We start from the raw sequence: 25,420 nt of genomic DNA on the forward strand, positions 1-25,420 counted from the left end.
AATTCGTGAGCGGCTCAGTCGATGACCGCGGCTTCCTTGCGTTCGGTGATCGGCCTGGCGAGTTCTTGTTCGTCGCAGATGCGCTGCAGCTTCTCCAGCGTCTCGTCCAGGCCGGCGCCGACCTTGCGCCCGGGCGTGAAGGTGGCCGGCAGCTTGCGCATGCCCTGGATGACGCCGATCGTCTCGTAGTGGACGGTCCCCTCGGGATCGCACCGGTAGTCGGGCATCCGGTCGAGCACCGCAGTGAGCATGGATTTGAACACGGTGCGCGCCACATTCGACCCGATGCACCGGTGAACCCCCAACCCGAAGCTGAAGTGCCGGTTGCCCTTACGGTCGAGGATGATCTCGTCGGGGTCGTGGAACACCGCCGGGTCGCGGTTGGCCATCGCCCAGGAAATCCACAGGCGCTCGCCCTCTTTGAACCGGGTGCCGTCGAGTTCGGTGTCGTCGGCGAAGGTCCTGCCGTCCCCGGGCGCCGGGGTGAAAAAGCGCAGGAACTCCTCGGTCGCGGGGTCGAGCAGGGTTTTGCGCTCGTCGCTGAGCAGCTGCCGTTGCTCCGGGTGCTCCGACAGCCATTCCAACGAATGGGCGGTCAGGGCGGTCGTGGTGTCGAAGCCACCGCCGATGACCAGTCCGAGGTTTCCGAGGATTTCCAGCTCCGGCGCGGGCTCGCCGTCGATGCGCATCTCGAGAAGACCGTTGACGATCCCGGGTCGCGGGTTTGCGCGGATCTCGATCATGTTGTTGACCATGTCGAGCCCCATCTCCCGGTGCATCGCGGTGACCCGCTCGATGTCGGGGGAGTGCTCGGGCGTGTAGACCGCGGCGTGCACCGGCTCGCTGTACATGTTCCACTTCTTCAGCGGGATGCCCAGCATGGCCAGGGTGAAGACGGCGGGCACGATGTTGGCCAGGTCGTCGACGAAGTCGATGGTGCCGCCCTCGATTTTCTCGTCGAGGCAGGCGCGCGTCACGTCGTCGATGAAGGGCTCCCAGCGCTTGATCGCGGCGGGGGACAAGTACGGGTTGAGCACGGTCCGGTAGGTGCGGTGCTCGGGGTCGTCCATTTCCAGGATGCCGCCGCGAACCGCGCTGACGCGGCTGGCCGTGGGTATCGAAATGCCTTTGTAGCCACGGCGTTCGCCGTGGATGTCGTGGTCGTTGGAGACGGCGGGGCAGCGCGCCAGCTCGAAGACCTCGTGGCTACCGGCCGCCACCCAGTGGCCGCCATAGGTGTCCGTCCAGGCCATCGGGCAGCGGGCGTGCATCTCTTCGGTGATGGCCTTGAACTGCGAGCGGTACTCGGCCGAGTGCCGATCGAAGTGATACCGGTTTTGCTTGCGGTCGCTGTCGCTGACGACGTCGTCGACGCTCAAGGCGCTGTCTCCCTTTAGCTTTCGTCGGTGATCATGATGGCCTGCTCTGGGCACGACTGCGCGGCCTCGCGAACCTGGTCCTCCCGATCGGCCGGCACCACCTCGTCAATCGCCGACGAACTGCCGTCGATGTCGCTGAGCTGAAAAGATTCCGGAGCGATCATCGAGCAGAGGGTGTGCCCCTGACAACGTTCGGGATCAACCCAGACCTTCACGGTGCCTCCTTATTACTAAGTGTTTCGCCCGCCGTTGACGCCCAGTATCTGACCGGTGATGTAACCGGCCTCCTCGGAGACCAGGAAGGCGCAGGCCGCTGCGATGTCTTCCGGCTTGCCGATCCGGCGCACTGGGGTCCGGGCGATGGTCTCCTCGATGTCGCCGAGGAACCCCTTGTTCTCGGCGGCGCGCAGCATCGGGGTGTCGATGAACCCCGGCGGCACGGCATTGACGGTGATGCCGCTGGGCCCGTATTCGAGCGCCAGCGACTTGGTGAGGCCGTTGACCGCGGACTTGGCCGCCACGTAGTGGCTCATGTAGGGCGCGCCGGAATGCGTGCTCGACGACGAGATGTTGACGATCCGTCCCCACCCGGCCTCGACCATGTCGGGCAGCACCGCCTGAATCATGTGGAAGACGCCGTGCAGGTTGACGTCGATCACCCGCTGCCAGTCGTCGAAGGCGATGTTGTTGAAGCGCTTGAAGCCATCCAGGCCGGCGGCGTTGACCAGAACCGTCACCGGCCCCAGCCGGGCGCGGATCGCTGAGAGCGCGGCGTCCACCTGCGCTCGGTCGGTGACGTCGGCCGTAAAAGCGAAATCTGCTTCCGACGGCCTCAGGTCGATGGTGGCGACGTCAAGTCCGTCGGCGCGCAGGCGCTGCGCGACCGCTCGACCGATGCCGGATCCGCCACCGGTGACAACCGCGGTCTTCACGTTTCCGACACCAGGCTGGAGTCGTATCCAAACGGGTCCATCTCAGTCACAAAGAATCTCCCTTGCAATTATGAGAACCCTACTCTCGTCACGAACGCCCGTGCAACATCGTCGAGAAACCGCTTTCAGCCTGCGCGGAGAGGGGCCCCATGGCGCCGATGGGGCGGTAACGCCGCTGGTAGACGGGCCGTCTCGATTCCTGAGACTTTCTTGAATTATCGAGAGGCGAATGTAAGATTCGCCGGTGAGGAGAATGAAGTTATCGTGACGGGCACCACATCAGGGGGAGGACAGGCATGAGGCCGCTCGAGGGCATACGTGTCCTGGAAGTCGCCATGTACGGCTTCGTCCCGTCGGCGGGCGCGGTGCTGGCCGAATGGGGCGCCGACGTGGTCAAGGTCGAGCACGCCGTGACCGGCGACCCCCAGCGCGGACTCCGGCAGACCGGCATGCTGCGCGTCGAGGGCGACCCGAACCCCAACATCGAACACGCCAACCGGGGCAAGCGCAGCATCGGGCTGGACATGTCGGTGCCCGAGGGCAGGGAAGTGCTCTACGAGCTGGCCCGCCGCGCCGACGTCTTTCTCACCAGCTTCCTTCCCGCTCATCGGAAGAAGTTCGGCATCGACGTCGACGACATCCGTACGGTCAACCCGAACATCGTCTACGCCCGCGGCAGCGCGCTCGGCCCGCGCGGCGCCGAGTCGGAAAAGGGCGGCTACGACATGACCGCGTTCTGGTGCCGGGCCGGCACCGCGGCGACCATCACCCCGGCCGGAATGCCCGGCATGATCGCGCCGCCCGGGCCGGCGTATGGCGACACCATCTCGGGCACCAACCTCGCCGGCGGCATTGCCGCGGCGCTGCTCAAGCGCGAACGCACCGGCGAACCGTCGGTCGTCGACGTCTCGCTGCTCGGCAGCGGGCTGTGGTCGATGGGCCATACGGTCGCGCTGACCAAGCATCTGGGTCAGCGGCTGGAATCGCCGCCGCCCGGGGTGCACGGAGCGCCGAACAATCCGTTGGTCGGGCTGTACACCACGTCCGACGGCCGCTACATCTCCTTCGTGATGATGCAGCCCACCAAGTTCTGGGCCGACGTGTGCCGGCACGTCGACCTGCCCGAGCTGGCCGACGATCCCCGCTTCGCCACGGTCGAGACGATCGCCGCCAACACCGCGGAGGCGGTCGAGATCTTGACCAAGGTGATCGCAACCCGCACGCTTGCCGAGTGGAGCGAACGGTTTGCCACGCTCGCCGGGCCGTGGGCGCCCGTCCAAGACACGTTGCAGGCCGTCGACGACGCGCAGATCCGCGCCAACGAGTACCTTGTTCGCGCAGGCGAACTCGACCTGGTTGCCAACCCGGTTCAGTTCGATGTCAGCGCGCCGCACACCGGCCCGGCGCCCGGGTTCGCCGAGCAGACCGACGAGATCCTGATGGAAATCGGACTCGATTGGGACCGCATCATCGAACTCAAGACGGCCGGCGCCGTCACTTGAGCGCTAGAAGGGCCGAGCCGTGTGGAATGCCCGAACCGAATCTCGTCGTGCACCCGACGAGTCTTCCCATAACGGTTGTGCATTTTTCGTTCCGCGTGGGCGCGGCATGAGTCATAATCGCCGGACGCTTCAAGACCTGGGGCCCCTCGTTTTGGAGCGCCGACTCACGCGACGGAGCGGAGGACTGGCGTGAGGATGGTAGCGGTTGTCACGCCGGAGGTAGCTGCCGGAACGTGGCTGGCCGCTACGCATTTCGCCGCCGGCACCAGCCGTTCCTTCCCGTCGGTCCAGCCCAATCCCCAACGCCCGGTGCGGAAAAACAAGACTACCGGTCTGAAAAATGTTGGGAGGGCTGAGATCGATGGCGATTAAGCGAGCCGGCCCGGAGCGATGGACGGGCGGCCTCTCGTTGGGGCGAGGTGCCAAGCCCATGCAGGCGGTCGGGGGATTGTTCGCGATGTCGTTCGACGCGATCAAATTCGTGTTCCACCGTCCCTTCCAATGGCGCGAGTTCCTGGATCAGTCGTGGTTTATTTCGAGGGTGGCGCTGGCGCCCACGCTGCTGGTTGCTATTCCGTTCACCGTCCTGGTGAGCTTCACACTCAACATCCTGCTGCGTGAATTAGGCGCCGCGGATCTGTCCGGCGCGGGCGCCGCATTCGGTGCGGTGACCCAGGTCGGCCCGATCGTCACGGTGTTGATCGTGGCCGGTGCGGGTTCCACGGCGATGTGCGCGGACCTGGGTTCGCGGACGATCCGCGAGGAGATCGACGCGATGGAGGTGCTGGGCATCAATCCGGTGCAGCGCCTGGTGACCCCGCGCATGCTGGCCTCGGGCCTGGTCGCGTTGTTGCTGAACAGCCTGGTCGTCATCATCGGCATTGTGGGCGGCTACGTCTTCTCGGTGTTCGTCCAAGACGTCAACCCTGGGGCCTTTGCCGCGGGCATCACCCTGCTGACCGGCGTGCCCGAGGTGATCATTTCGTGCGTCAAGGCAGCGCTTTTCGGCCTGATCGCCGGACTGGTCGCGTGCTACCGGGGGCTGACGGTGTCCGGCGGCGCCAAGGCAGTCGGCAACGCCGTCAATGAGACGGTCGTGTACGCCTTCATGTCGCTGTTCGTCGTGAACGTGGTTGTCACAGCCATCGGCATCCGGATGTCTTCCAAGGGCCACTGAGGAGGTGTAAGGGCAGACCGTGATTACGCTACGCGCGACTTACCCGCGGCTGACGCGACAGCTCGACAAGCCGGTCGGTGCTCTGAGCCGAATCGGCGATCACACGTTGTTCTACGGCAAGGCGCTGGCCGGGGTTCCCTTCGCGGTGCGCCACTACCGGCGGGAAGTCATCCGGCTGATCGCCGAGATCAGCATGGGCGCAGGGACTTTGGCCATGATCGGCGGCACGCTGTGCATCGTCGGCTTTTTGACACTCGCCGCGGGCGGCACGCTCGCGGTGCAGGGCTACAGCTCGCTGGGCAATATCGGCATCGAGGCGCTGACCGGATTTTTGGCCGCTTTCATCAATGTTCGGATCGCGGCGCCGATCGTCGCGGGAATCGGCCTGGCGGCGACCTTCGGCGCCGGCGTGACCGCGCAGCTGGGTGCCATGCGGATCAACGAAGAGATCGATGCGCTGGAATCCATGGCCATCCGGCCGATTTCGTATCTGGTCAGCACCAGGATCGCGGCCGGGATGATGGCGATCACGCCGCTGTATTCCATCGCCGTCATCCTGTCGTTCATGGCCAGCCAATTCACGACGGTGGTCCTCTTCGGCCAATCGAGCGGCCTGTACCAGCACTACTTCACGACGTTCCTCAATCCGATCGACTTGTTGTGGTCGTTCTTGCAGGCCGTCCTGATGGCCATCACGATCTTGTTGATCCACACCTATTTCGGTTACTTTGCTTCGGGCGGACCGGCCGGTGTCGGCGTCGCGACCGGCAACGCGGTGCGAACCTCGTTGATCGTGGTCGTGTCGGTAACGCTGCTCGTCTCGCTGTCCATCTACGGCACCAACGGCAACTTCAACCTGTCGGGCTAGGGAGGGTGGTGAAAGGACAGTGACGCGCAATCTGGGGCCGGGCCCAATTCACCGCTCCGAAACCACCAGCGCTGCACGGCCTGTCGCGGCGTCACCCGGGCGCCATTTCGGCGCGCAGTCCTACGCACGCCCGCTGGCCGGGTTGGGGACCATAGTCCTGATCGGCATCATCTTCTTTGTCGCCGTGGGCCTGTTCCAGGGGTCGTTCACCCAGAGCGTCCCCGTCACCGTTTACGCGCAGCGCGCCGGGCTGGTCATGAATCCGGACGCCAAGGTGAAGATGCGCGGCGTGCAGGTGGGCAGGGTCTCCTCGATCGATCCGCTGCCCGACGGCCGAGCGGCCATCCACCTGGCGATGGACCCGTCGCAGCTGCGCTTCATTCCCAGCAACGTGCTCGTCGACATCGCGTCATCGACGGTCTTCGGCGCGAAGTCCGTCGAGCTGGTGCCACCCGACCAGCCCTCGGCGCAGCGGCTACGCGCCGGCCAGCAGCTGCAGGGCCAGCACGTCATGGTCGAAATCAACACGGTGTTCCAGCAATTGGTGTCCGTGCTGTCCCACATCGACCCGCCGAAGCTCAACGAGTCACTGGGTGCGCTGGCACAGGCGTTCAGTGGGCGGGGCCCCCAGCTCGGCCAAGCCCTGAGCGATCTGGATTCGTTTCTGGCCAGGCTGGAGCCGAGCCTTCCCGCATTCCGTCATGACTTCGCGGTCTTGCCGGCGGTGTCCAACGCCTACGCCGACGCGGCACCGGACCTGGTGAGGACCGCCTCTAACGCAACCCGCATCAGCAAGACGATTGTCGACGAGCAGCACAACCTGGATGCGTTGTTGATCAGCGCGATCGGCTTGGCCGACATCGGCAACGAGGTGTTGTCGACGAACCGCCAACCTTTGACGAACGTGATGCATCTGCTGGTGCCGACCACCGATCTCACCAACGAGTACGGCCCGGCGCTCACCTGCGGTCTGGGCGGGTTGGTCGGCCTCTCGCACGGTGCGCCGTTGTCGGAGCCGAGCATCAACATCTCGGCGAGTCTCACCTGGGGTGCCGAACGCTACCGGTATCCGACGAACCTGCCCAAGGTTGCGGCGACGGGCGGCCCGCGGTGCGTGGGTTTGCAGAAGGTAAACGATCGCGATGGTTATCGGCTGCCGTTCAACACGAACCCGCCGCAACTGGTTGCCGATACCGGCGCCGACCCGGTGGGGTATGGAAACCCGCAGGTGCTGCTCAACTTTGACGTCCTCAAGCAGCTGTTGTACGGCCCGATCGCCGGCCCGCCACGCAACCCCGCCCAGATCGGACAGCAGGGATGAGGACGCGCGCAACGCTGATCAAGTTCGGCATCTTCGCGGTCGTGATGGCGATGCTGACCGCCTCCCTGTTCTTCATCTTCGGGGAGTACCGGACGGGTTCGACGAATGAGTATTCGGCGGTGTTCACCGACGTGTCGCGTCTCAAGACGGGGCAGTCGGTGCGGGTCGCCGGGATCCGGGTGGGCACCGTCAATAGCGTTTCGCTGCAGCCGGACAAGAAGGTTGTGGTGAAATTCGACGCCGACCGCAACGTCGTCCTCACCGAAGGCACCAGGGCAGCGGTCCGCTACCTCAACCTGGTAGGCGATCGCTACCTCGAACTCCTCGAAGGCCCGGGCTCGCCCAAGCAACTAGCGGCCGGCGGCCAGATTCCCGTCAACCGCACCGCGCCCGCGCTTGACCTCGATCTGCTGCTCGGCGGGCTCAAACCCGTTACCCAGGGCCTGAATGCGCGCGATGTCAACGCACTGACCTCGGGATTGTTGCAGGTGTTCCAGGGCCAAGGCGGCACTATCGATTCGCTGTTCACCAAGACGACGTCGTTTTCGAATGCCTTGGCGGACAACGATCGCACCGTGCAGCAACTGATCGACAACCTCAACACCGTGATCGGCACGGTTTCCAAGGACGGCACCAAGTTCTCCGGCGCGATCGATCGCCTCGAGCGTCTTGTCAGCGGGCTGTCGGATGACCGCGACACGATCGGGTCCGCCATTGACGCCCTGGACAAGGGGACCGCCTCGCTGGCGGATCTGCTTGCCCAGGCCCGCCCGCCGCTGTCCGGCACCATAGCTCAGCTGAATCGGCTGGCGCCGGTCCTCGATGGCGACAGGGACCGCCTCGACACCGCAATCGCCAAGGCGCCACTAAACTACCGCAAGCTGGTCCGGCTCGGCGTGAACGGCGCCACCGTCCCGTACTACCTCTGCCAGTTCGGGATTCGCGGTACCGACCTTCAGGGCAAGACCGTGCGCGCCAATATCTTTAGGTCAGACGCGGGAAGGTGCACGGAACCCTGATGCTCAAGTATCGCGGAGCTGGGCTCGTCAAGGCCGGACTCATCGGCGCCTTCCTGGCGGTGATGGTCATCCTGGTGGGTCTGTCGCCCGAGCGGTTCGTCTCGTGGGCGACGATGGTCAGATACCAGGCGCTGTTCACCGAAGCCGGCGGCCTTGCGGTGGGCAACCCCGTCGTTGTGTCGGGGATGAAGGTCGGCACGGTGTCGGACGTGAAGCTGCGCCACGGCGATGCTCTGGTGACGTTCGCGATGAAGGGCAACATCCTGCTCGGGTCGGAGACGTCCGCGCACATCCGCACCGGCACCTTGCTGGGCGAGCGGATGCTGACAATCGAGTCCGCCGGCAGCGGCACGATGCACCCGATGACTCTCATTCCCGTCTCGCGCACGTCCTCGCCGTATTCGTTGACCGAAGCGGTCAGCGACTTCACCTCGGACACGGCCGGTACCAACACCGCCGCGCTGAATCAGTCGTTGGACACGCTGGCGGCGACGCTCGACCAGATCGCGCCCCAGATGGGGCCGGCCTTCGACGCGATCACCCGGCTGTCACGCACCCTCAACAGTCGTAACAAGAACCTGGGCGACCTCTTCAAAAGTGCCGGCGACGTCACCGGCGTACTTTCCGAACGCAGCCAGCAGGTCAACAAGCTCATCCTCAACTCCGATTATCTGCTCCAAGTTTTGGTGGCCCGGCGACAAGAGATCGTGGACCTGCTGGCCAACACGTCGACGGTGGCCAAGCAGCTGACGGCGTTGGTGCACGACAACGAAAGCACATTGGCACCGACGCTGGAGCGGCTGAACCGGGTGACGGCGGTGCTGGAGAAGAACCGCGACAACATCGGCAAGGCGCTGCCGGGTCTCGCCAAGTTCCAGATCACGGTCGGTGAGGCCATCTCCAGCATGTACGCCTACTCGGCGTTCGTCCCGAACTTCCTTGTCCCGCAACTCTTCCAGGAGTTGTTCGACTACCTCTGGGGATTCCGCACCTTCGACACGGCGCGCGGTCCCGGCTTCCCATCGCCGGTGCCTCGGGCGCTGACCCCCTGGCCGTACAACGAGATCCCGATGTGCCCTGGCTGCACGTTGGGCGGCAGGGTCGGAGGATCGCAGTGACCTCCCGGCTCTCCCGGATGCCGCGCGGCCGGCTGGTGGCCATCGCGGCGGTCGTGCTCGTCGGGCTCATCGTTGCCGGCGCCGCCGTGGTGGTCCGCAATACCTTCTTCGGCCCGCGAAGGATCACCGCCTTTTTCACCACCGCGACCGCGATCTACCCCCATGACGAGGTGCGGGTATCGGGTGTCAAGGTCGGCAACATCAAATCCATTCAGCCGCAGGGCGCACAGGCCAAGATGATCCTCGAGGTCGACCGCGACGTGCCCATTCCGGCGGACGCGAAGGCAATCATCGTCGCCTCGAATCTGGTGGCCGCCCGTTACGTCCAGCTCACACCGGCGTATCGCGATAGTGGGCCGGTCATGCAGGACGGGGCAGTTATCCCGGTCGAACGCACCGCGGTGCCGGTCGAGTGGGACGAGGTCAAAACCCAGTTGATGCGGCTGGCAACGGATTTGGGACCCAAGAGCGGGGTGTCGGGCACGTCGGTGGGCCGCTTCATCGACAGCGCCGCCAACGCGCTCGACGGCAACGGCGACAAGCTGCGGCAAACGCTCAGTCAACTGTCAGGGGTGGGACGCATCCTCGCCAACGGCAGCGGCAACATCGTCGACATCATCAAAAACTTGCAGACCTTCGTCGGTGCGTTGCGCGACAGTGATGTCCAGCTCGTGCAGTTCAACGACCGCCTGGCCACGCTCACCAGCGTGGTCAATGACAGCAAATCCGACCTGGACGCGGCGCTGACCGACCTGTCGACGGCGGTCGGTGAGGTGCAGCGATTCATCGCCGGGACTCGCAACCAGACCAGCGAGCAGATTGCCAGGTTGGCCGATGTCACGCAGAACCTGGTCGATCACCACATGGCCCTGGAAAACATCCTGCACGCGGCGCCGAACGCGTTCGGCAACTTCTTCAACGACTACAACGCCGACACCGGAACCATCGTGGGAGGGTTCGGGCTCATGAATATGGCGAATCCGACATGGGGCGGCCAGATTCTGGTCTCCATACCGGGCTGCAACCAAATCGGCGCCATCGAGAACGTCACCGCGGTCGAAACGGGCAAGCTGTGCTCCCTGTTCCTCGGTCCCGGGCTGCGCCTGCTCAACTTCAACAACTCGCCCATTCCCCTCAACCCACTCCTCGCCAAGTCGGTAGACCCGTCCAAGATCCTCTACACCGAACCGCGCCTGGCGCCCGGTGGCGAGGGCCCGAAACCCGCAGCACCCGAAATCCCGCCGGCGATTTCGGCGTACACCGGCCTGCCGGGCGATCCGGTGGGACCGCCGGGGTCGGTGCCCCTGGGGCGGATACCGGGGGCCGCGATGCCGCTGCCGCCCCCTCCGTCGACACCTGCGCCGCCACCGCCGCCGCCAGCGTCGAACTTGTCGGACATGCTGCTCCCCGCCGATGGGCCACAACAGTGATCGCCCCGGTAGTGGCACGGCGGGTGTTCGCCGTCGGTTGTTGCGTGGTGCTGACGTCGACGGGGTGCGCATTCCACGGGCTGAATTCACTGCCGCTGCCGGGTGCGGTCGGACGCGGGCCGGGGGCAAACATCTACCACGTCGAGCTCCCGAATGTCGGTACGATGGAGTCGAATTCGCCGGTGATGATCGACGACGTCGTCGTCGGCAGTGTCGGCACGATGCGGGTGCAAGGCTGGCACGCCGACGTCGAAATCTCGGTCAAGCGCGACGTCGTCGTGCCGGCCAACGTCGTGGCCGCCGTCGGTCAGACCAGCCTGCTGGGCTCGATGCATGTGGAGCTCAACACGCCGCCCGGACAGCAGGGCAGCGGACGGCTGCAGCCGGGCGCCACCATTCCGCTCAGTCGGTCATCGGCCTACCCGTCGACCGAGCAGACGCTGTCGTCGCTGGGCGCGGTCGTCAACGGCGGGGGACTGGGACAGATCGGAGAAATCATCCACAATTTCTCCGCCGCCCTGTCCGGGCGCGAGGGCGCCATACGTGACCTGCTCACCCGCCTCGACACGTTCGTCGGAACGTTGGACGAGCAGCGGAACAACATCGTCGACTCCATCCAGGCGCTGAACCGCCTTGCCGGCACATTCGCGGACCAACGCGACGTGATCACCCAGGCGTTGCAGAAGATTCCTCCGGCGCTCGACGTGCTGGTCAAGGAGCGACCACGCCTGACGGCCGCCCTGGACCACCTTCGCGTCTTCAGCAACACCGCCAACAGGCTGGTCAACGACGCCCAGGCCGACCTGGTCAAGAATCTCAAAAACCTGGAGCCGACCATCAGGGCGCTCGCCGACGTCGGCCCGGACTTCGGCGCGGCGATTGCGGCGGGCTTCGTGTTCCCGTTCACCCAGAACTTCGTCGACCGAGCGGTCCGCGGCGACTACTTCAACCTGCATTTCGATTTCGACATCACGATTCCACGGCTCAAGAAGGGACTGTTCTTGGGGACCCACTGGGGCCAGCTGGACATGCCCGTGCCACCGGTGCCCGGGGACCCGTACCGCATGAATTACACGCTCGATCCGTTGCATAACCCCCTGCGGCCACCGTGGGTCGATCCCAATGCGCTGCCGCTGCCCGGGCCGCCGCCGGGTGCGGCTCCCCTGCCCGGGCCTCCGCCGGCCGCGGCTCCACTGCCCGGACCACCACCCGCCGCGGCTCCGGTGCCTGACGCGGGTCTTGGTCAAACGCCGCCGTCGGACGAGGCGCCACCGACGGGAGCGGGTGGATAGATGCTGACGCGCTTCGTTCGTATCCAGCTGGCGATTTTCACGGTCGTCGGAACCATCGGCGTGATCGCGATGGTCCTCTTCTATATCCAGGCACCGACGCTGTTGGGCATCGGCCGGATGACGGTGACGCTGGAACTGCCGGCCACCGGCGGCCTGTACCAGTTTTCCAACGTGACCTACCGTGGGGTCCAGATCGGCAAGGTCACCTCGGTGGGTTTGACGCCGACGGGCGCCAAAGCGACGCTGCGGCTTAGCAGTTCACCGAAGATCCCCAAAGACCTGAAAGCCTGTCCAGAGCGCCCGGGCCCTCCCGATCAGTGCGGCGCGTTTGTGCTCAGTGTCTCCGCGGTGGGTGAGCAGTACGTGGACTTGCGGCCCAGAACCGATTCGCCCCCTTACTTGCAGAACGGCGACACCATCCACGTGGGCGACACGAAGATTCCACAACCGGTGGGGCCGATGCTCGAGCAGGTCAACGCCCTGGTCCAAAGCATCCCGAAGACCAAACTCGGGCAGTTGCTCGACGAGTCGTTCCAGGGCTTCAACGGCACCGGCTACGACCTGGGGTCGCTGATCGATTCCTCGAAGACGCTGTCCCACGACGCCAACGGCGTGGTCGATCGCACCAAAGCCCTCACCGAAGACACCGGGCCGCTGCTGGATACCCAGGCGCGCACCACCGATTCGATCAGAACGTGGGCACGCAGCTTCGCCGGCATCTCGGATGTGTTGGTGAACAACGATTCCCACTGGCGCACCATCCTGCAGAACGGTCCTGACGCTGCCAACGAAGCATCCCGGCTTCTCGAACAAGTCAAACCGACGCTGCCGGTGTTGCTTGCCAACCTGACCACCATCGGGCAGATCGGCGTCACCTACCATCCTTCGCTCGAGCAGCTGCTGGTGTTGCTGCCGTCGGGGGTTGCTATCGAGCAGGCCGCTGCGAGTGAAAACCATCCCGACGGAAGGGCTTACGGCGACTTCGCGGCGACGGTCGACGATCCGCCCATTTGCACGGTCGGCTTCATGCCGCCCAACACGTGGCGATCCCCGGACGACCTCAGCGACATCGACACACCGGACGGGTTGTATTGCAAACTCCCGCAGGATTCACCCATGTCGGTTCGCGGTGCCCGCAACTATCCGTGCATGGGCCACCCGGGTAAGCGTGCGCCTACCGTGGAAATCTGCAACAGCGACAAGCCGTTTATGCCGTTGGCGATGCGCCAGCACACCCTCGGTCCCTATCCACTGGATCCGAATCTGCTGGCCCAGGGCGTCCCGCCCGATGACCGGATCACCGCCAACGACAGAATCTTCGGCCCGCTCGAGGGAACGCCGCTGCCGCCGGGAGCGGTGCCGCGCGGCGCACCGGTGGGGCCCCGGGGAGAAAATCCCCCACCGGGCACCCTCGGGGCCGCTGTTCCCCCCGTGCCTTCCTCGGGACCGCGCCTGGCGCCGATGTCGCCGATGTCGGCTGATATCCCGGCTTTTGCGCCACTCGACGTCCCCGCGGCGGGGGAACTCCCCGCACCGCCGCCGCCGCCACCTGCCGCTCCCGCGCCGCCGGATCAGGTCGATGGTGGACAGCCTCAGGCTGCGCCAAGCTCGTTCGGGGCCAACGCTTCTCAGCCCGCGCCGTCGGTCGCGGTGGCGAAATACGATCCGCGCACCGGTCGTTATGTCGGTCCGGACGGGAAGTTGTATCAGCAGTCGGATCTCGTTGCCCCGGAAGCGCCCAAGACGTGGAAGGACATGCTGCCCACCTGAATCCGTGCTGGGACCAAAGCGGCCCGAGCGGGCGGGCAATGACGCTACGAGAGGCTTACGACTGCCGGGTCAGGAGAGCTGGTCCAGACGCAACGGCATCGCGATATCGAGCCACTGGTTTTGGCCGCAGGCACCGGTTGGGCCGACTGTCTTGTCCTTACCGGCGAAGGTCCGCGACCCGAGTTGATACCCACCATTGTCGTTCACCGGGTAGAAAAGCAGAGTCTGCTCTCCGCTGAACGCGGTACCGTCCTCGCACCGTTCCCAGTTCGGCACTTCGCGTTTCACCTTCCACATCTCCCCGTCATTCATATAGAGAGGTGCGCTCCAACCCTGGTCGCTGGTCACGGTGCCATGGCATTCCTGGGTTGAGACGCACGACGAGCTGATGGTCCATATTTGGTAGACCGTCGGCTCGCCGTGGTACTGATCGTTGGTCATGGCGTAATCGCCGATGGACGTGGCGCGGAAAGTCCCGTTGAGGGCGACGTCTTCCTTGGTTATTGCCTGGGCCGTGGATGCCGTGCCCAAACCGGCGAATGCAGTGGCCGCCAACAGCGTTGCGGTGGTGAGGGTTTTGACTGAACGCATCAGGTGCTCCTCGAAGCGCGTAATCCGACAGTGCCTATGGCACCTTTTCGCCGTCGGTTCCGGCGTCCTTGAGCGACGACGTTACACCGCTTCGGCTCACCAGAAAACGGTTGGGACAATATCTGCCGCACTCATGCGGCCGGGTCGAATTTCGCGATCAGCCAGGAACCATTGACCTTTGCCAGCGTGACCAGGACGCTGCTCCGGGTCTTCTCGGGATCTTTCTTTTTCACGCTCGCCGTGGTCTGGTCGACGAAAACCAGCACGACGGCCGAATCGGGATGCAATTCCGAAACCGCGGCCCGGACCACCTTGGCGGTCGTCGTCAGTTGTCCCTGCTGCGCCGTCGGCGCGACGACATCGTCGGTGAATTTGCCGTAATAGGCGAGAAATTCGCCGGTGAGGTGTGATTTCGCGTTGTCGAAATCGCGGTTCAAATGGTCGTAGGAATACGACAAGACCGCCGTCGCACCCTCTGACGCCGCCTGGATCGCCCGGTGCGCCGCCGCGTCGCCGACCTGCTGATCCGGGCGGTACAGCATGAAGTACACACCGGCGGTGACGACCACGGCGGCAGCGACCAACGTCGGCGCGACCATCGAACGCCACCTCGCCAAACAGCGGCGGGCCCGGCGCCGGATCGCCGCCGGCCGGCTCGAGCGTGCCGACTCCTCCCCGGTGGGTGGCCCCCCGCCCTCGTCGACAGCCGGAGTCTCGACGCCGTCAAGCGCATCTTCGGTGCCGTCCAGCGACGAGCCACGCTCGACAGTCATGACAGGAAATCAACTTTCGACATCTTGAGTTGGCCGCCGTCGCGGGCAATGTTGACGCTGAGCCGAAACAAGGCCGGCGGCGGTTTGGCGTTATCCGGCCCAATGGGGTCGGTTTTGGCCGCCACGAGCACGACCCCCGAATCGTCGCTCACCGACTCGACGGCGATGCCTTCCACGGTGACCTTGGTGCCGACCTTCGACTCCTCGGCCTTCTTGACCAAGAACACCGACATCGCCGACAGCAGGTTCTTTTGGTCGCCGGTCGAGGCATCGATCATGCGCTGAACGCTCTCCTTGGCATGATCGGGGTCAATCGACATCAGCGCCGTGACTCCTTGCCGGGCGGCAGTGGTGAACTCCGCGGCGAGCTGACGTTTATGCACCGCGATGTGGTGCTGCCACAGCATGTAACCGCACGCGGCGATACACGCGCAGACGAGCACGCTGCCGACGCCGGCAGCTATCGTTTTCCGCCCCGGACGCCGGAGCCACCCCGGGCGTCGCAGCCGCTTGGGACGCCGCGGCAACCGTGGTCGTAGCCGGGCCCGCTTCGCGGGGCGCCGCTCGGCATCTCGGGAAGCGGTGCCGTCGTCCGCGTCCCCGGTTTCGGCCGCCTCGCGCAGCCTTTCCAGGCGCGCCCGGGCCGCCTCCGCGCGCGCTTCGGCCTTGGCCACTTCGTCTTCTGCGTCCACTTCCGGTACCGGCGCCACAGCGCCGGCGCGCACCCCCGAGCGCGACTGTGGTCCGTCAAGATCGGTCACGTCCGCCCGGTCGTCGCCATGGTCGGCGTCGGGGCTTTCCGGATCGTGCACGGAGAAGGAGCTTATCACTCGGCGTGGGCTCGACGGTCCGATCGGGAGGCTGCCTTCGTGGCTCCTACATGCGGAAATGGTCGCTCGCCAGTGGATGGGTGAAAGCCGGCTTTTGGCTGATTTGGCTGGAACATCGTTTTTGCTTTCAACGAACTTCTCGGTAGTGGCCCAGTGCGAACTCGAGTAGCGTTAAGCGATCAACGTGCGACGTGGCTACCTGACATTTTGGGAGAAGACCACCATGCAGATCCTTGATCTCAGCGGCGGCCGCCGAGTAATTCGCGGCGGCTATCGACGCCGTTCCGTCGGCACGGCCATCGCCGTCCTGGTGATCGCCCCGGTCGTTCTGATGGGGGCATCGTCTGCACACGCGGACACCGGCATCGATGGCTACGTTCGTTGCGTAGGCGGCGACACGAAGCCGCCGCCGCCGGGGGTAAGCGCAGATGTTTGGTTCCCGAGCGTTCACGTGATCCGGACGGATTTCGATGGTGCTGTGCCGGCCGCCCAAATAATTCAGCGGCTAGTGGAGATGGGAGTCCCGCCGCACGATGCCGCTACCCGGGTGCAGTGTTATTTGGCCAACCAGCCGCGCGGGGACGGGCATTGACGCGGGCGTGGGATGGAGCGGGCTGCGCATGGCGGGGAAGTTCAAACTGAGCCACATTCGCCTTCTCCAACCAGGAGAATTTTCTTACCCGATATGGCAGAGTAATTGGGTGCGATCGATCGTGGCCCTGATTGCCGCGTTGCTCGGCGCCGGTGTGCTAGCAGCGCCGCCATCCTTTGCCGGGCCGACGGTTTGCGACTATCCCGCCTGCACCCCCGGCATCATGCCGCACCAGGTTTTAGGCCAGCCGTGTGACAACACCACCTACTACGCGTTCGGTGTCGACGACAGCTTCGTTCCCCCCGCCTCGCAGCCCGGACGGCTGATGTTCTGCGGCTCCCCGAGGAGATACCAGCCGCGCTGGTTCCGGTCACCCCCAATGGCGGGAGTCAAGGACGAAGGCGCCAACTGCCAGAACTACCAGAACTACGTCGCGCAGGCGCCCGATGGCCTGTTCCTGATCTGTTTTGCCCACGACGGCGTATTGACCTGGATCCGCGCCGACACGTAAGCGAGTCAGTCATGGCCTGGCCGAGGCAGGCCGAGCAGGCGCCGGCTCAAATCGGTCACCCGGTCGAGCAACGTGTCGTCGTCGATGTCAGCAACCAGCGGATGCATCACCGCGGTGCTGAGTGCGCCGGAGAACATGGCGGCCTCGATCCGCCCGTCCAGACCCGCATCGCTCAGCAGCACCCGGTACAGACGGTCCATGAATAGTTGGAACGGCTTGTGCTCGGCCAGCAATCGGACGACGACGGGATCGAATTGCAGCGTGCGCACCAGCCGGCGGTCGCGAACGGCCATCTCAATCACGCGGACCAACAAGGCATCTCGTGCCTGAGGCCCGTCGCCGTATGCCTCGGCCTCCTCGAGCGCCGCTTCGAGTCGGCCCAGTTCGCGTTCGGTCACGGCGATGACGATCTGCTCTTTGGTCCGGAATTGGTGGTAGACAGCGGCTTTCGTTACACCGATTGAGGCGGCGATCATCTGTAGCGACGTACCGCTGACACCGTGTGTGGCGAACAACTCCAACGCGGCATCGAGTACCCGCGTCTGGGCCGCGCTGTGCTGGATCAGCCAGAATTGCCTACCGGTGACCGGCTGCCGCGCTGTTCCCACGCACCGAGACTAGACGACGGTATTGACCGTGGCTAGCCGATCGGCTAGCTTCGCTCACTAGCCGAGTTTGGGGCGGCGACTTGGCACGGGGAAGGAGTACGGATGTCCAACGCCGGCAGCAGCGATGCGGGCGGTCGCCGATCCGCGCGAACCGCGCCGCGGCGGACGAATGGCGAGCTGATCCTGCTCTGGACGTTGCCGGTGGCGCTGCTCCTGTGGATCGCCTCCTTCTTCCTGTTTCCCCCCTTCAATCCGCCGATGTCACCCACGATGCCGGCAGATCAAGTTGCCGCGTTCTATCGCGATCCGGCCCACCTGCCGGAGATCCGGTACAGCATGATCGTGTTCAACTGGTTCGGCGTGTGCCTCGTCCCGATCCTGGCGCTGATCGTGCTGCAGATCCGCCGCATGGCGCATCGGACGCCGATCTTCTCCTACGCGATGCTGGGTTGCGTGGCCGGCGGCCCGACGCTCTTTCTCGTCGCCAACGTCTGCTGGCTGCTTGCCGCCTTCCGTCCGGAACGCAGCCCCGAGCTGACACAGTTGCTCAACGATTTCGGCTGGATGACCTTCACCATCCTGGTCCCGTTCCTGATCGGGCAGAGCGTAATTCTCTCCCTGGCAATCTATTTCGACGACCAGCCACGCCCGGTGTTCTCCCGCTGGGTGGCCCACTTCAACCTGGTGGTGGCGGCCGCGCTGGTGCCGGCTGCCTTCGTCGGCGTGTCATTGACCGGGCCGCTGGCGTGGGACGGGTTCTTGTCCTTCTGGGTGAAAAACGTTGCCATCGCGGTCTGGATAGTCGTGATGGGCGTCGTCTTGGGGCAGGCCGTCTATCGCGAGCGCGCCGAGAACCGCAGGCGCGGCGAAGAACTGGTGGGCGCATGAGCGCGGTGATCACACCGCCGACCTCCCCGGCGACGCCGCCGCCCGGACCCCTGCATCGGCGCGTCGCCTGGCATCTGCGGCACAACCCCAAGCGCGAGCTCTGGTTGGCGTGGTGGACACTCGTCGTGTTCTACAACATTTTCTTCCCGATGTTCTTCATCGTGGCGCAGGTGCAGCCGCCGCCGCAGCCCACCTGGGACCTGGCGACGCAGGTCCACTGGTTCTCCGAACGCCACCTCGGGATTCCCTTTGGCTTCGGCGTCATTTTCGCCATCAGCGGCATGATCGCGATCAACAACGCCCTGATCGCGTATTCGATGCGACGCATGTCCGTCAGCCCCGCGTTCGGCTATTCGTATCTGATCATCTACTCGCTCAGCGCGGTTCCCGGAATGCTGCTGCTCTGTATCGCGCTGATCGTCGGCACGCTGCGACCGCAGCGAAACCCCGAAGCGATTGGTTGGCTGTACGACTTCGCCTTCCTGTCCTTCGACGGCACCATGGGGGTTTTCCTGATCGGCTCGCTGATCTGGATGGTCGCGATTCTGCTCGACAAGAATCGGGTCTTTCCCAAATGGTTCGGCTACCTCAACCTGTGCAACGCGTTGACCGAGGTCGTCGTGTCACCGTGCTGGATCTTCCGGCGCGGCGTGTGGGCGTGGAACGGTCAGATCGCCTGGTGGCTGGACATGGTCGTGTTCGGCGTCTACCAAGTCACTTTCATCGTCATGCTGTTCCAGATGATCCGTCGCGAAGACTTCGGCACCGGGCCGCTGCCCCTGACCCGCAAAGAGGCGGCCGCCCAATGACGGACCTCACCGATCGGAAAAGTCGCGCCGTACCCGGCCAGCCGGACATGTGGGCCTTCGTGCTGTTCGAGACGCTGATATTCACCGCATATTTCGGCTTCTACCTGTTCTACCGCGCCCGCAGCCCCGAGCTCTTCCTGCACTCGCAGGCGCAGCTGGATCTGCGCGTCGGGGTTCTCAACACCCTCGTCCTGCTGCTGAGCTCGTGGTCGGTGGCGCGGTGCGTGCAGTCGGCCCGGGCCGGCGCCTACCAGGCGGCGCTGCGCGATGTGTACATCACGGCCGCCTTCGCCGCGCTCTTCCTGTTCTTCAAGGTGTTTGAGTGGGCCCGGTTGGTGCACATGGGAAATGGCCTGGAAAGCAACGACTTCTTCGGCTACTACATCTTTCTCACCGGGATCCATTTCGTCCACCTGCTGATCGGCTTCGTCGCCCTCGGTGTGGTCGTCTACCAACTGCGCAGCCCGGCGCGCCGTTCGCAGGAGCTGGTGGAAACGTGCGCCACCTATTGGCACACCGTCGATTTCTTGTGGGTGCTCATCTTTGCGTTGCTCTACGTGGTGAGGTGATCGCCATCAAATTCAACAAACGGCTGCTGGTGGTGTGGGTGATCCTGGCCTCGCTCACGCTCGGCTATCTATGGATCGACCACTCGGCACAGGACCATTCCGGGTTGCTGAGATCGGACGCGATCGTCACGTCGAGCGTCATCGTGATCGCACTGATCAAGGTGCGCATCATTTTTCGCGAATTTATGGAGGTCCGGCAGGCCCCCGCCCTGCTGTGCCGCCTTACCGATGCCTGGGTGGTGATCATGGCCGCCGCCCTGCTCGGCTGCTACTTCGTCGGGATGACGATCTGATTCACCCCACCGGCGCGACGGAGTCGGCGGTCGTGAACGTCAGATGCAGTTCGCTGAGACCCCGCAAGATGTACGTCGGCTCGTAGTTGTAGTGCCGCTCGGCGCTGGGGCCGTGGTGGCCCTCGTCAATCTCGATGTGCGACATCCGATCCAGGAGCCGCTCGATCGAGACACGGCCTTCGACGCGGGCGAGCGGTCCTCCGGGGCAGGAGTGCACGCCGCGGGCGAAGGCCATGTGCTCGCGCACGTTCTTGCGGTTGATGTCGAACTGGTGCGGGTTCTCGAAGCGGCGCGGGTCGCGGTTGGCGGCCCCGGGCAAGATCATCACCACGGTGCCGGCGGGGATGTCGACGCCGCCGATGCGGGCGGCCTTGCGGGCCAGCCGCGAGTCGCTCTTGACCGGGCTCTCCATGCGCAGCGATTCTTCGATGAAGTTCGGGATCAGGCTGCGGTCGTCACGCAGCTGCTGCTGGATGTCGGGCCGGTCGCCGATGACCTGCAGGGCTGCGCTGAGCAGCTTGGCGGTGGTCTCCTGCCCGGCGGCGAACAGGAACGTCGCCGAGCGCACCACCTCGATGACCGGGGGCGTCGACCCGTCCGGGTACTTCGCGCTCGCCAAGGAGGTCAGCACGTCGTTGCGCGGCTCGCGGCGCCGGTCTTCGATGTAGGCGCAGAACTTCTCGTCGAGCCACTCCAGCGGGTTGATGCCGACCGACTCGTGGTCCAGTGCTCCCACCCGCGCGCCGGGACGGTCGGCGCCCAAGACGGTGCGGAACTGCGTGTGGTCTTCCTCGGGGACGCCGAGCAGGTCGGCAATCACCAGCGTGGCAAAGGGTTTGGAGTATTCGGCGATGAACTCGCACTCACCGTTTTCCAGGAACTCGTCGAGCTGGCGGTCGGCGAGGCGCCACATGAACTCCTCGTTCTGCTTCAGCCGGCTCGGGGTCAGCAGCTTGGACAGCACGGATCGGGCGCGCGTGTGGTCCGGTGGATCCATGGTGACCATGTGCTCGAACATCGGAAACGAACTGCGGTGCGCGTCGATCTGTGGGCTGATGTCGTCGCCCTCGGGCGCAAACGGCAGCGGGGGGAACGGCCCGCCCAGCGCGACGATGTTCGAGAACGTGTCGGGGTCCTTGTAGACCTCGGTGGCCTCCTCGTAGCCGGTGATCGCGACGACGCCGTAGTGCGGCAGGCGCAGCACCGGGTTTTGGCTGCGCAGGTAGTCGAAATACGGATGCGGATCGGGGACCAGAGACTGATCGGTGAAGAAGTCGATCGAGGCGTAGTCGCTCATCGGATTGCGTCTCCCTGGGCTGGGTTTACCGGTGGTGTTCGGCGGCAAGCGTTATCGCCGCCCGATCTCGCGATCGAGAAAATGTGCTGAGCACCTGCTTAGCATGGCGGTAATGTCGTGGTCAAGGCCGCGAGGCCGTGCCACGATACGATCCGTGTGGTCGGCACGGCTGCGCAGAGAGGATGGGGTGAAGCCATGGCACCGGCTTCCGTGGCTCGCAGGATCGGGGCGCCCGACGCGAAGAATCGCGGCCTGCTGCTCGACGCGGCCGAGCAGCTGATGCTCGAGGAGGGCTACGCCGCGGTGACGTCGCGCCGGCTCGCCGGGCGCGCGGGTCTGAAGCCTCAACTCGTGCACTACTACTTCCGCACCATGGACGAGCTGTTCCTCGAGGTCTTCCGCCGCCGCGCCGAAGAGGGCCTGCAGGTGCAGGCGCAGGCGCTGCAATCGGAGCAGCCGCTGTGGGCGCTGTGGCGATTCGGCACCGATCCTGGGTTCACCCGAATCTCGATGGAATTCATGGCGCTGGCCAATCACCGCAAGGAGATGCGGGCCGAAATCGCTTACTACGCCGAACGTTTCCGCGCGGAACAACGCGATGCGATGACCGCCGCGCTGCAGCGCTACGGCGTGGGGCGCGAGGACGTGCCGCCGGTGGTCTGGACGGTCCTGATGACCAGCCTGTCCCGATTTTTGGTGCTCGAGCGGGCGGTCGGCATCTCCGGCGGTCACGCCGAAACCCTGGAGCTGGTCGAAACCTACCTGCGCCGCCTGGAAGGCGAGCCGAAGCCCGTCGCGGACATACCGGAGGCGTGGGTGGTTCACCAGGTTCGCAGCGAGCAAAGCACGCCTTTGGGTCCGTCCTTGGATACGACGACGGTCCCGTCCACCGCCAAGTCGCAATGAAGGTTCGGCGCCCCGGGTTCCGTACCCGTGCTCGCCACGACCATCGCATACACGTCGGGTTTTGACAGGTCCAGCTCGTACGTCCACGCCTTGCCCGGCCCGAGGTCGACGTCGACGTGCGGCGTGAACGAGTAGGGGTTGTGGCTGTAATCCGCGAACTTTGCCGGCTCATGATCCAGGTAATAGATATCGGTGTAGATCGGATTCTGCGCCGTGACCGTGTACTTGACGTGATGCATGACCGGGTCATCGGCATGTGCCCGTCCGCTGCCCACCAGTACGCCCGATGCTGTTAGCAACGAAACCAACGACACAATCGATCCGGCGCCTGTCACTGCCTTGATATTCATCGTCATGACGCTCCTCCGGCCGCCGGGCGCGGCTTGGTGTTGCGGTTCATCACACGTTCTGCGGCCTGCCAGTGCGGGTCGGCCACCCACAGCCGTGCAAAGGATGCTATCGCCTCATCAGGGGAAACTCCGCGGATTACGCGCTTTATCTCGGTCGCCGGGCGGCGGGCCAGCGACCTCGCGACAGCTCGCCATCCGTCGTCCGGCGAGTCGAAGACGTCGCGAGGCAACACCCGGTCCACCAAGCCGATCCGCTCGGCTTCAAACGCGCTGAGGGCGGTTCCCGAACCGGCCAGCAGCAGCGCCCTGCTCTTTCCGACCAGCGCGGCCAGTCGCTCGGCGCCGCCCCAGGCCGGCATGATCTCCAGTTGCACTTGGTTGAAGGCGATTTTGATGTCGTCGGCCGCCACCCTGATGTCGGCGGCGACGGCGACTTCGGCGCCGCCGCCGAACGCGTGGCCGTTGAGTGCGGCGATGACGGGGGCGGGGAAATCTGCCAGTTGGTCGCAGATGGACCGCATCCGCCGTGCCATCGCCGCGGCGTCCTCCTCGGTCCGCAGCGCGCTCAACTCCTTGAGGTCACCGCCGGATACGAAAGCGCGATCTCCGGCCCCCTTGATCACCAGCGCTTCGGCGCCCGCCGCCGCATCGAGCGCTTTCTCCAGCTGGTCCATGGTGTCCGGCGCGATGGCGTTGCGAGCGTGGGGGCGATCGATGGTGAGGACCGCCAGCCCCGCAACGAGACCGTCGAACTCTAGGTCCACCATGTGCGTAGCGCTCCTCGACAAGAACCCGGATATTGGCATTCTCTTTTCGCGAGAATAACATCATCGCTGCAGGCCGGGTGATGCCGCCGGCGGGATGGAGGTGACTCGGTGCGGAGTCGAATGGTGGCCGCCGCCGCGGCGCTCGCCGTGGCCCTGCTCGGCGCATGCACGTCGCGGCCGCCGGCCCAACTCGCCAGCACGGCATCGGTCACCGTGAACGGTAACGAGAAAAGCTTTCACATCGTCAAGTGCGGTCAGCTGGAGTGGACTCGGACGATTGACATCGGCAGCAATTTCTCCGGGGCAAACGTCGTCGTCGACGAGAATGCGCAACCAGCGATCGCCCAGTCTGTGCACATCCGGAACGTCGGTGGGTTCACCGGTATGTACTCCCGGGGTGACGGTCCCAACGCCGACATGAGCATGACCGGTGACAAATTCACCGTCAGCGGCACCGCCAGCGGCTACCAGACCGACAAGCCAGGTGAACCGGCGAGCGCCACGTTCAAGATCGTCGTTACGTGCTGACGGCTCCGAACCGGGCTCCGAACCGGGCTGAGCCGGGCCACGTTGCGGTTAGGCACCCGTAGAGAATAGTATTCTCACAAATCGCGAAGGAGGATCTCATGGGCCAGTTGTCACACCGGGAAGACGTCCCGTTTCCAATCTTTGATGCGGATAACCACCTCTACGAGCCGCCGGAGGCGCTGACCAAGTTCCTGCCCAAGGAGTACAAGGACTTCGTTCAGTACGTGCAGATCAACGGGCGCACCAAGATCGCGATCCGCGGCCACATCAGCAACTACATTCCCAACCCGACCTTCGAGGTCGTCGCCCGGCCGGGCGCGTGGGAGGAGTACTTCAAGTACGGCAACCCGGACGGCAAGTCCAAGCGCGAGCTGTTCGGTGAGCCGATGCGCGCGATCCCGGCGTTCTTCGAGCCCGGCCCGCGCCTGGAGAAGATGAACGAGCTGGGTCTGGACCGCACCCTGATGTTCCCGACGCTGGCCAGCCTGCTCGAGGAACGACTGCGCGACGACCCGGTCGCGGTCCACGTCCTGATCCACGCGCTGAACGAGTGGCTGGACGAGGTCTGGGGCTTCAACTACCAGAACCGGATCTTCACCACCCCGGTCATCACCCTGCCGATCGTCGAGAAGGCGATCGAGGAGCTGGAATGGGCCGTCAAGCGCGGTGCTCGCGCGATTTTGATCCGTCCGGCTCCCGTCCCCGGCTTCCGCGGTCCGCGGTCGTTCGCGGTGCCCGAGTTCGACCCGTTCTGGGAGCGGGTCGTCGAGCACGACGTCCTGGTCGGCATGCACTCCAGCGACAGCGGCTACTCCCGGTACACCTCGGAATGGGACGGTGCCGAACAGGAGATGCTGCCGTTCCAGACCAATGCGATGGGCATCCTCAACGAGTGGCGGCCGATCCAGGATGCGGTGGGCTCGTGGGTGATCCACGGCGCGCTCTACCGTCACCCCAAGCTGAAGGTCGCGATCGTCGAGGCCGGGTCGAAGTGGATGACCCCGCTGCTGGACGGCCTGGCCGAGGTCTTCCGCAAGGCCCCGGAAGTGTTCCCGAGCGACCCGGTGGAGATGGTCAAGAGCCGCATCCATGTGAGCCCGTTCTTCGAGGACGGCATCGACGACCTGGTCAACCTCGTCGGCGTGGACCAGGTGTTGTACGGCTCGGACTGGCCGCACCCCGAGGGGCTGGCGGAGCCGACCTACTACGTCAACGCGCTGTCGCACCTGTCCGTCGAGGACCAGGCAAAGATCATGGGCGGCAACCTCGGTCGACTCGTCACGGTGTGACATATAGCCCG

The 25,420-nt window shown here is 65.0% G+C and carries 28 protein-coding genes; 18 read left to right on the forward strand and 10 right to left on the reverse strand.

Annotated elements, in window-relative coordinates:
• Positions 1-14 precede the first annotated feature (14 nt).
• From AC5Y4Z_RS09870 to AC5Y4Z_RS09880, 3 genes are read right to left on the reverse strand one after another with little or no spacing between them, the layout of a single operon-like run.
• On the reverse strand, positions 15-1,379 hold the full coding sequence (locus AC5Y4Z_RS09870) for a cytochrome P450 (protein ID WP_499963053.1): 1,365 nt from the start codon (positions 1,377-1,379) through the stop codon (positions 15-17).
• A gap of 14 nt (positions 1,380-1,393) precedes the next feature.
• Entirely contained in the window at positions 1,394-1,594 is a 201-nt protein-coding gene (locus AC5Y4Z_RS09875) for a ferredoxin (protein WP_499963055.1), read from the reverse strand.
• Between the two features lie 15 nt (positions 1,595-1,609).
• Positions 1,610-2,311, reverse strand: coding sequence for an SDR family NAD(P)-dependent oxidoreductase (locus tag AC5Y4Z_RS09880; protein WP_499963057.1), 702 nt, complete (start codon positions 2,309-2,311; stop codon positions 1,610-1,612).
• Between the two features lie 296 nt (positions 2,312-2,607).
• On the opposite strand from AC5Y4Z_RS09880, the gene AC5Y4Z_RS09885 reads away from it, so the two are divergent.
• The 9 genes from AC5Y4Z_RS09885 to AC5Y4Z_RS09925 all read left to right on the forward strand — a co-directional run bounded on the left by AC5Y4Z_RS09885 (position 2,608) and on the right by AC5Y4Z_RS09925 (position 13,808).
• A complete protein-coding gene (locus AC5Y4Z_RS09885) occupies positions 2,608-3,813 on the forward strand; it encodes a CaiB/BaiF CoA transferase family protein (protein ID WP_499963059.1) in 1,206 nt (401 codons plus the stop codon).
• Positions 3,814-4,174: 361 nt separating this feature from the next.
• Entirely contained in the window at positions 4,175-4,990 is an 816-nt protein-coding gene (locus AC5Y4Z_RS09890; RefSeq protein ID WP_499963062.1) for an MlaE family ABC transporter permease, read from the forward strand.
• Between the two features lie 22 nt (positions 4,991-5,012).
• Positions 5,013-5,858 carry an MlaE family ABC transporter permease gene (locus tag AC5Y4Z_RS09895; protein WP_499963332.1) on the forward strand — a complete coding sequence of 282 codons (846 nt, stop codon included), beginning with the start codon at positions 5,013-5,015 and terminating at the stop codon, positions 5,856-5,858.
• A gap of 142 nt (positions 5,859-6,000) precedes the next feature.
• On the forward strand, positions 6,001-7,179 hold the full coding sequence (locus tag AC5Y4Z_RS09900) for an MCE family protein (RefSeq protein WP_499963063.1): 1,179 nt from the start codon (positions 6,001-6,003) through the stop codon (positions 7,177-7,179).
• The gene (locus AC5Y4Z_RS09905; protein WP_499963065.1) at positions 7,176-8,198 is read left to right on the forward strand and encodes an MCE family protein; all 1,023 of its coding nucleotides are present in this window, start codon (positions 7,176-7,178) and stop codon (positions 8,196-8,198) included. Before AC5Y4Z_RS09900 ends, AC5Y4Z_RS09905 begins: the two co-directional genes overlap by 4 nt.
• Positions 8,198-9,316: an MCE family protein gene (locus tag AC5Y4Z_RS09910; RefSeq protein WP_499963334.1), complete on the forward strand. Its 1,119-nt coding sequence runs from the start codon at positions 8,198-8,200 to the stop codon at positions 9,314-9,316. The genes AC5Y4Z_RS09905 and AC5Y4Z_RS09910 overlap by 1 nt, the downstream gene beginning before the upstream one ends.
• 17 nt (positions 9,317-9,333) lie before the next feature.
• Entirely contained in the window at positions 9,334-10,746 is a 1,413-nt protein-coding gene (locus tag AC5Y4Z_RS09915) for an MCE family protein (protein ID WP_499963067.1), read from the forward strand.
• Positions 10,743-12,038: an MCE family protein gene (locus tag AC5Y4Z_RS09920; RefSeq protein WP_499963069.1), complete on the forward strand. Its 1,296-nt coding sequence runs from the start codon at positions 10,743-10,745 to the stop codon at positions 12,036-12,038. The genes AC5Y4Z_RS09915 and AC5Y4Z_RS09920 overlap by 4 nt, the downstream gene beginning before the upstream one ends.
• Positions 12,039-13,808 (forward strand): MCE family protein, encoded by a 1,770-nt coding sequence (locus AC5Y4Z_RS09925; protein ID WP_499963071.1) that lies wholly within the window; start codon positions 12,039-12,041, stop codon positions 13,806-13,808. It begins immediately after the preceding gene.
• Positions 13,809-13,877: 69 nt separating this feature from the next.
• Here the strand turns inward: AC5Y4Z_RS09925 and AC5Y4Z_RS09930 are convergent, their stop codons facing one another.
• The 3 genes from AC5Y4Z_RS09930 to AC5Y4Z_RS09940 all read right to left on the reverse strand — a co-directional run bounded on the left by AC5Y4Z_RS09930 (position 13,878) and on the right by AC5Y4Z_RS09940 (position 15,984).
• On the reverse strand, positions 13,878-14,399 hold the full coding sequence (locus AC5Y4Z_RS09930; protein ID WP_499963074.1) for an Rv2253/PknI dimerization domain-containing protein: 522 nt from the start codon (positions 14,397-14,399) through the stop codon (positions 13,878-13,880).
• 131 nt (positions 14,400-14,530) lie between these two features.
• Positions 14,531-15,172 (reverse strand): Rv1363c family protein, encoded by a 642-nt coding sequence (locus tag AC5Y4Z_RS09935; RefSeq protein ID WP_499963076.1) that lies wholly within the window; start codon positions 15,170-15,172, stop codon positions 14,531-14,533.
• On the reverse strand, positions 15,169-15,984 hold the full coding sequence (locus AC5Y4Z_RS09940) for an Rv1363c family protein (protein WP_499963078.1): 816 nt from the start codon (positions 15,982-15,984) through the stop codon (positions 15,169-15,171). Before AC5Y4Z_RS09940 ends, AC5Y4Z_RS09935 begins: the two co-directional genes overlap by 4 nt.
• 349 nt (positions 15,985-16,333) lie before the next feature.
• Between AC5Y4Z_RS09940 and AC5Y4Z_RS09945 the strand changes: the two genes are divergently transcribed.
• Positions 16,334-16,594 (forward strand): hypothetical protein, encoded by a 261-nt coding sequence (locus tag AC5Y4Z_RS09945; RefSeq protein ID WP_499963336.1) that lies wholly within the window; start codon positions 16,334-16,336, stop codon positions 16,592-16,594.
• 121 nt (positions 16,595-16,715) lie between these two features.
• A complete protein-coding gene (locus tag AC5Y4Z_RS09950) occupies positions 16,716-17,105 on the forward strand; it encodes a hypothetical protein (protein WP_499963338.1) in 390 nt (129 codons plus the stop codon).
• A 5-nt stretch (positions 17,106-17,110) separates the two neighbouring features.
• On the opposite strand, the gene AC5Y4Z_RS09955 is transcribed toward AC5Y4Z_RS09950, so the two are convergent.
• The gene (locus AC5Y4Z_RS09955) at positions 17,111-17,713 is read right to left on the reverse strand and encodes a TetR/AcrR family transcriptional regulator (RefSeq protein ID WP_499963081.1); all 603 of its coding nucleotides are present in this window, start codon (positions 17,711-17,713) and stop codon (positions 17,111-17,113) included.
• Between the two features lie 102 nt (positions 17,714-17,815).
• Between AC5Y4Z_RS09955 and AC5Y4Z_RS09960 the strand changes: the two genes are divergently transcribed.
• The 4 genes from AC5Y4Z_RS09960 to AC5Y4Z_RS09975 are packed head-to-tail and all read left to right on the forward strand — an operon-like array spanning position 17,816 to position 20,272.
• Entirely contained in the window at positions 17,816-18,601 is a 786-nt protein-coding gene (locus AC5Y4Z_RS09960) for a hypothetical protein (RefSeq protein WP_499963083.1), read from the forward strand.
• Positions 18,598-19,410 carry a hypothetical protein gene (locus tag AC5Y4Z_RS09965; protein WP_499963085.1) on the forward strand — a complete coding sequence of 271 codons (813 nt, stop codon included), beginning with the start codon at positions 18,598-18,600 and terminating at the stop codon, positions 19,408-19,410. The genes AC5Y4Z_RS09960 and AC5Y4Z_RS09965 overlap by 4 nt, the downstream gene beginning before the upstream one ends.
• Positions 19,407-19,979 (forward strand): cytochrome c oxidase subunit 3 family protein, encoded by a 573-nt coding sequence (locus AC5Y4Z_RS09970; RefSeq protein WP_499963087.1) that lies wholly within the window; start codon positions 19,407-19,409, stop codon positions 19,977-19,979. Before AC5Y4Z_RS09965 ends, AC5Y4Z_RS09970 begins: the two co-directional genes overlap by 4 nt.
• On the forward strand, positions 19,979-20,272 hold the full coding sequence (locus AC5Y4Z_RS09975) for a cytochrome C oxidase subunit IV family protein (protein ID WP_499963340.1): 294 nt from the start codon (positions 19,979-19,981) through the stop codon (positions 20,270-20,272). Before AC5Y4Z_RS09970 ends, AC5Y4Z_RS09975 begins: the two co-directional genes overlap by 1 nt.
• A gap of 1 nt (position 20,273) precedes the next feature.
• Here AC5Y4Z_RS09975 and AC5Y4Z_RS09980 read toward each other — a convergent pair whose 3' ends face one another.
• Positions 20,274-21,569, reverse strand: coding sequence for a cytochrome P450 (locus AC5Y4Z_RS09980; RefSeq protein ID WP_499963089.1), 1,296 nt, complete (start codon positions 21,567-21,569; stop codon positions 20,274-20,276).
• Between the two features lie 195 nt (positions 21,570-21,764).
• On the opposite strand from AC5Y4Z_RS09980, the gene AC5Y4Z_RS09985 reads away from it, so the two are divergent.
• Positions 21,765-22,475, forward strand: a complete 711-nt coding sequence (locus tag AC5Y4Z_RS09985; RefSeq protein WP_499963342.1) for a TetR/AcrR family transcriptional regulator — start codon at positions 21,765-21,767, stop codon at positions 22,473-22,475.
• Here the strand turns inward: AC5Y4Z_RS09985 and AC5Y4Z_RS09990 are convergent.
• Both AC5Y4Z_RS09990 and AC5Y4Z_RS09995 read right to left on the reverse strand, forming a co-directional pair.
• Positions 22,391-22,831 (reverse strand): Rv2576c family protein, encoded by a 441-nt coding sequence (locus AC5Y4Z_RS09990; protein ID WP_499963091.1) that lies wholly within the window; start codon positions 22,829-22,831, stop codon positions 22,391-22,393. The two genes, AC5Y4Z_RS09985 and AC5Y4Z_RS09990, sit on opposite strands and share 85 nt — an antisense overlap.
• Positions 22,828-23,592, reverse strand: a complete 765-nt coding sequence (locus AC5Y4Z_RS09995; RefSeq protein WP_499963093.1) for an enoyl-CoA hydratase/isomerase family protein — start codon at positions 23,590-23,592, stop codon at positions 22,828-22,830. The genes AC5Y4Z_RS09990 and AC5Y4Z_RS09995 overlap by 4 nt, the downstream gene beginning before the upstream one ends.
• 108 nt (positions 23,593-23,700) lie before the next feature.
• Here AC5Y4Z_RS09995 and AC5Y4Z_RS10000 point away from each other — a divergent pair, with 108 nt between their 5' ends.
• Complete coding sequence (locus AC5Y4Z_RS10000; RefSeq protein ID WP_499963095.1) at positions 23,701-24,120, forward strand: lipoprotein LpqH; 420 nt, start codon at positions 23,701-23,703, stop codon at positions 24,118-24,120.
• A 98-nt stretch (positions 24,121-24,218) separates the two neighbouring features.
• Positions 24,219-25,409 (forward strand): amidohydrolase family protein, encoded by a 1,191-nt coding sequence (locus AC5Y4Z_RS10005; RefSeq protein ID WP_499963097.1) that lies wholly within the window; start codon positions 24,219-24,221, stop codon positions 25,407-25,409.
• Positions 25,410-25,420 lie beyond the last annotated feature (11 nt).

The sequence above is a fragment of the Mycobacterium sp. NGS63 genome, from assembly GCF_059812295.1.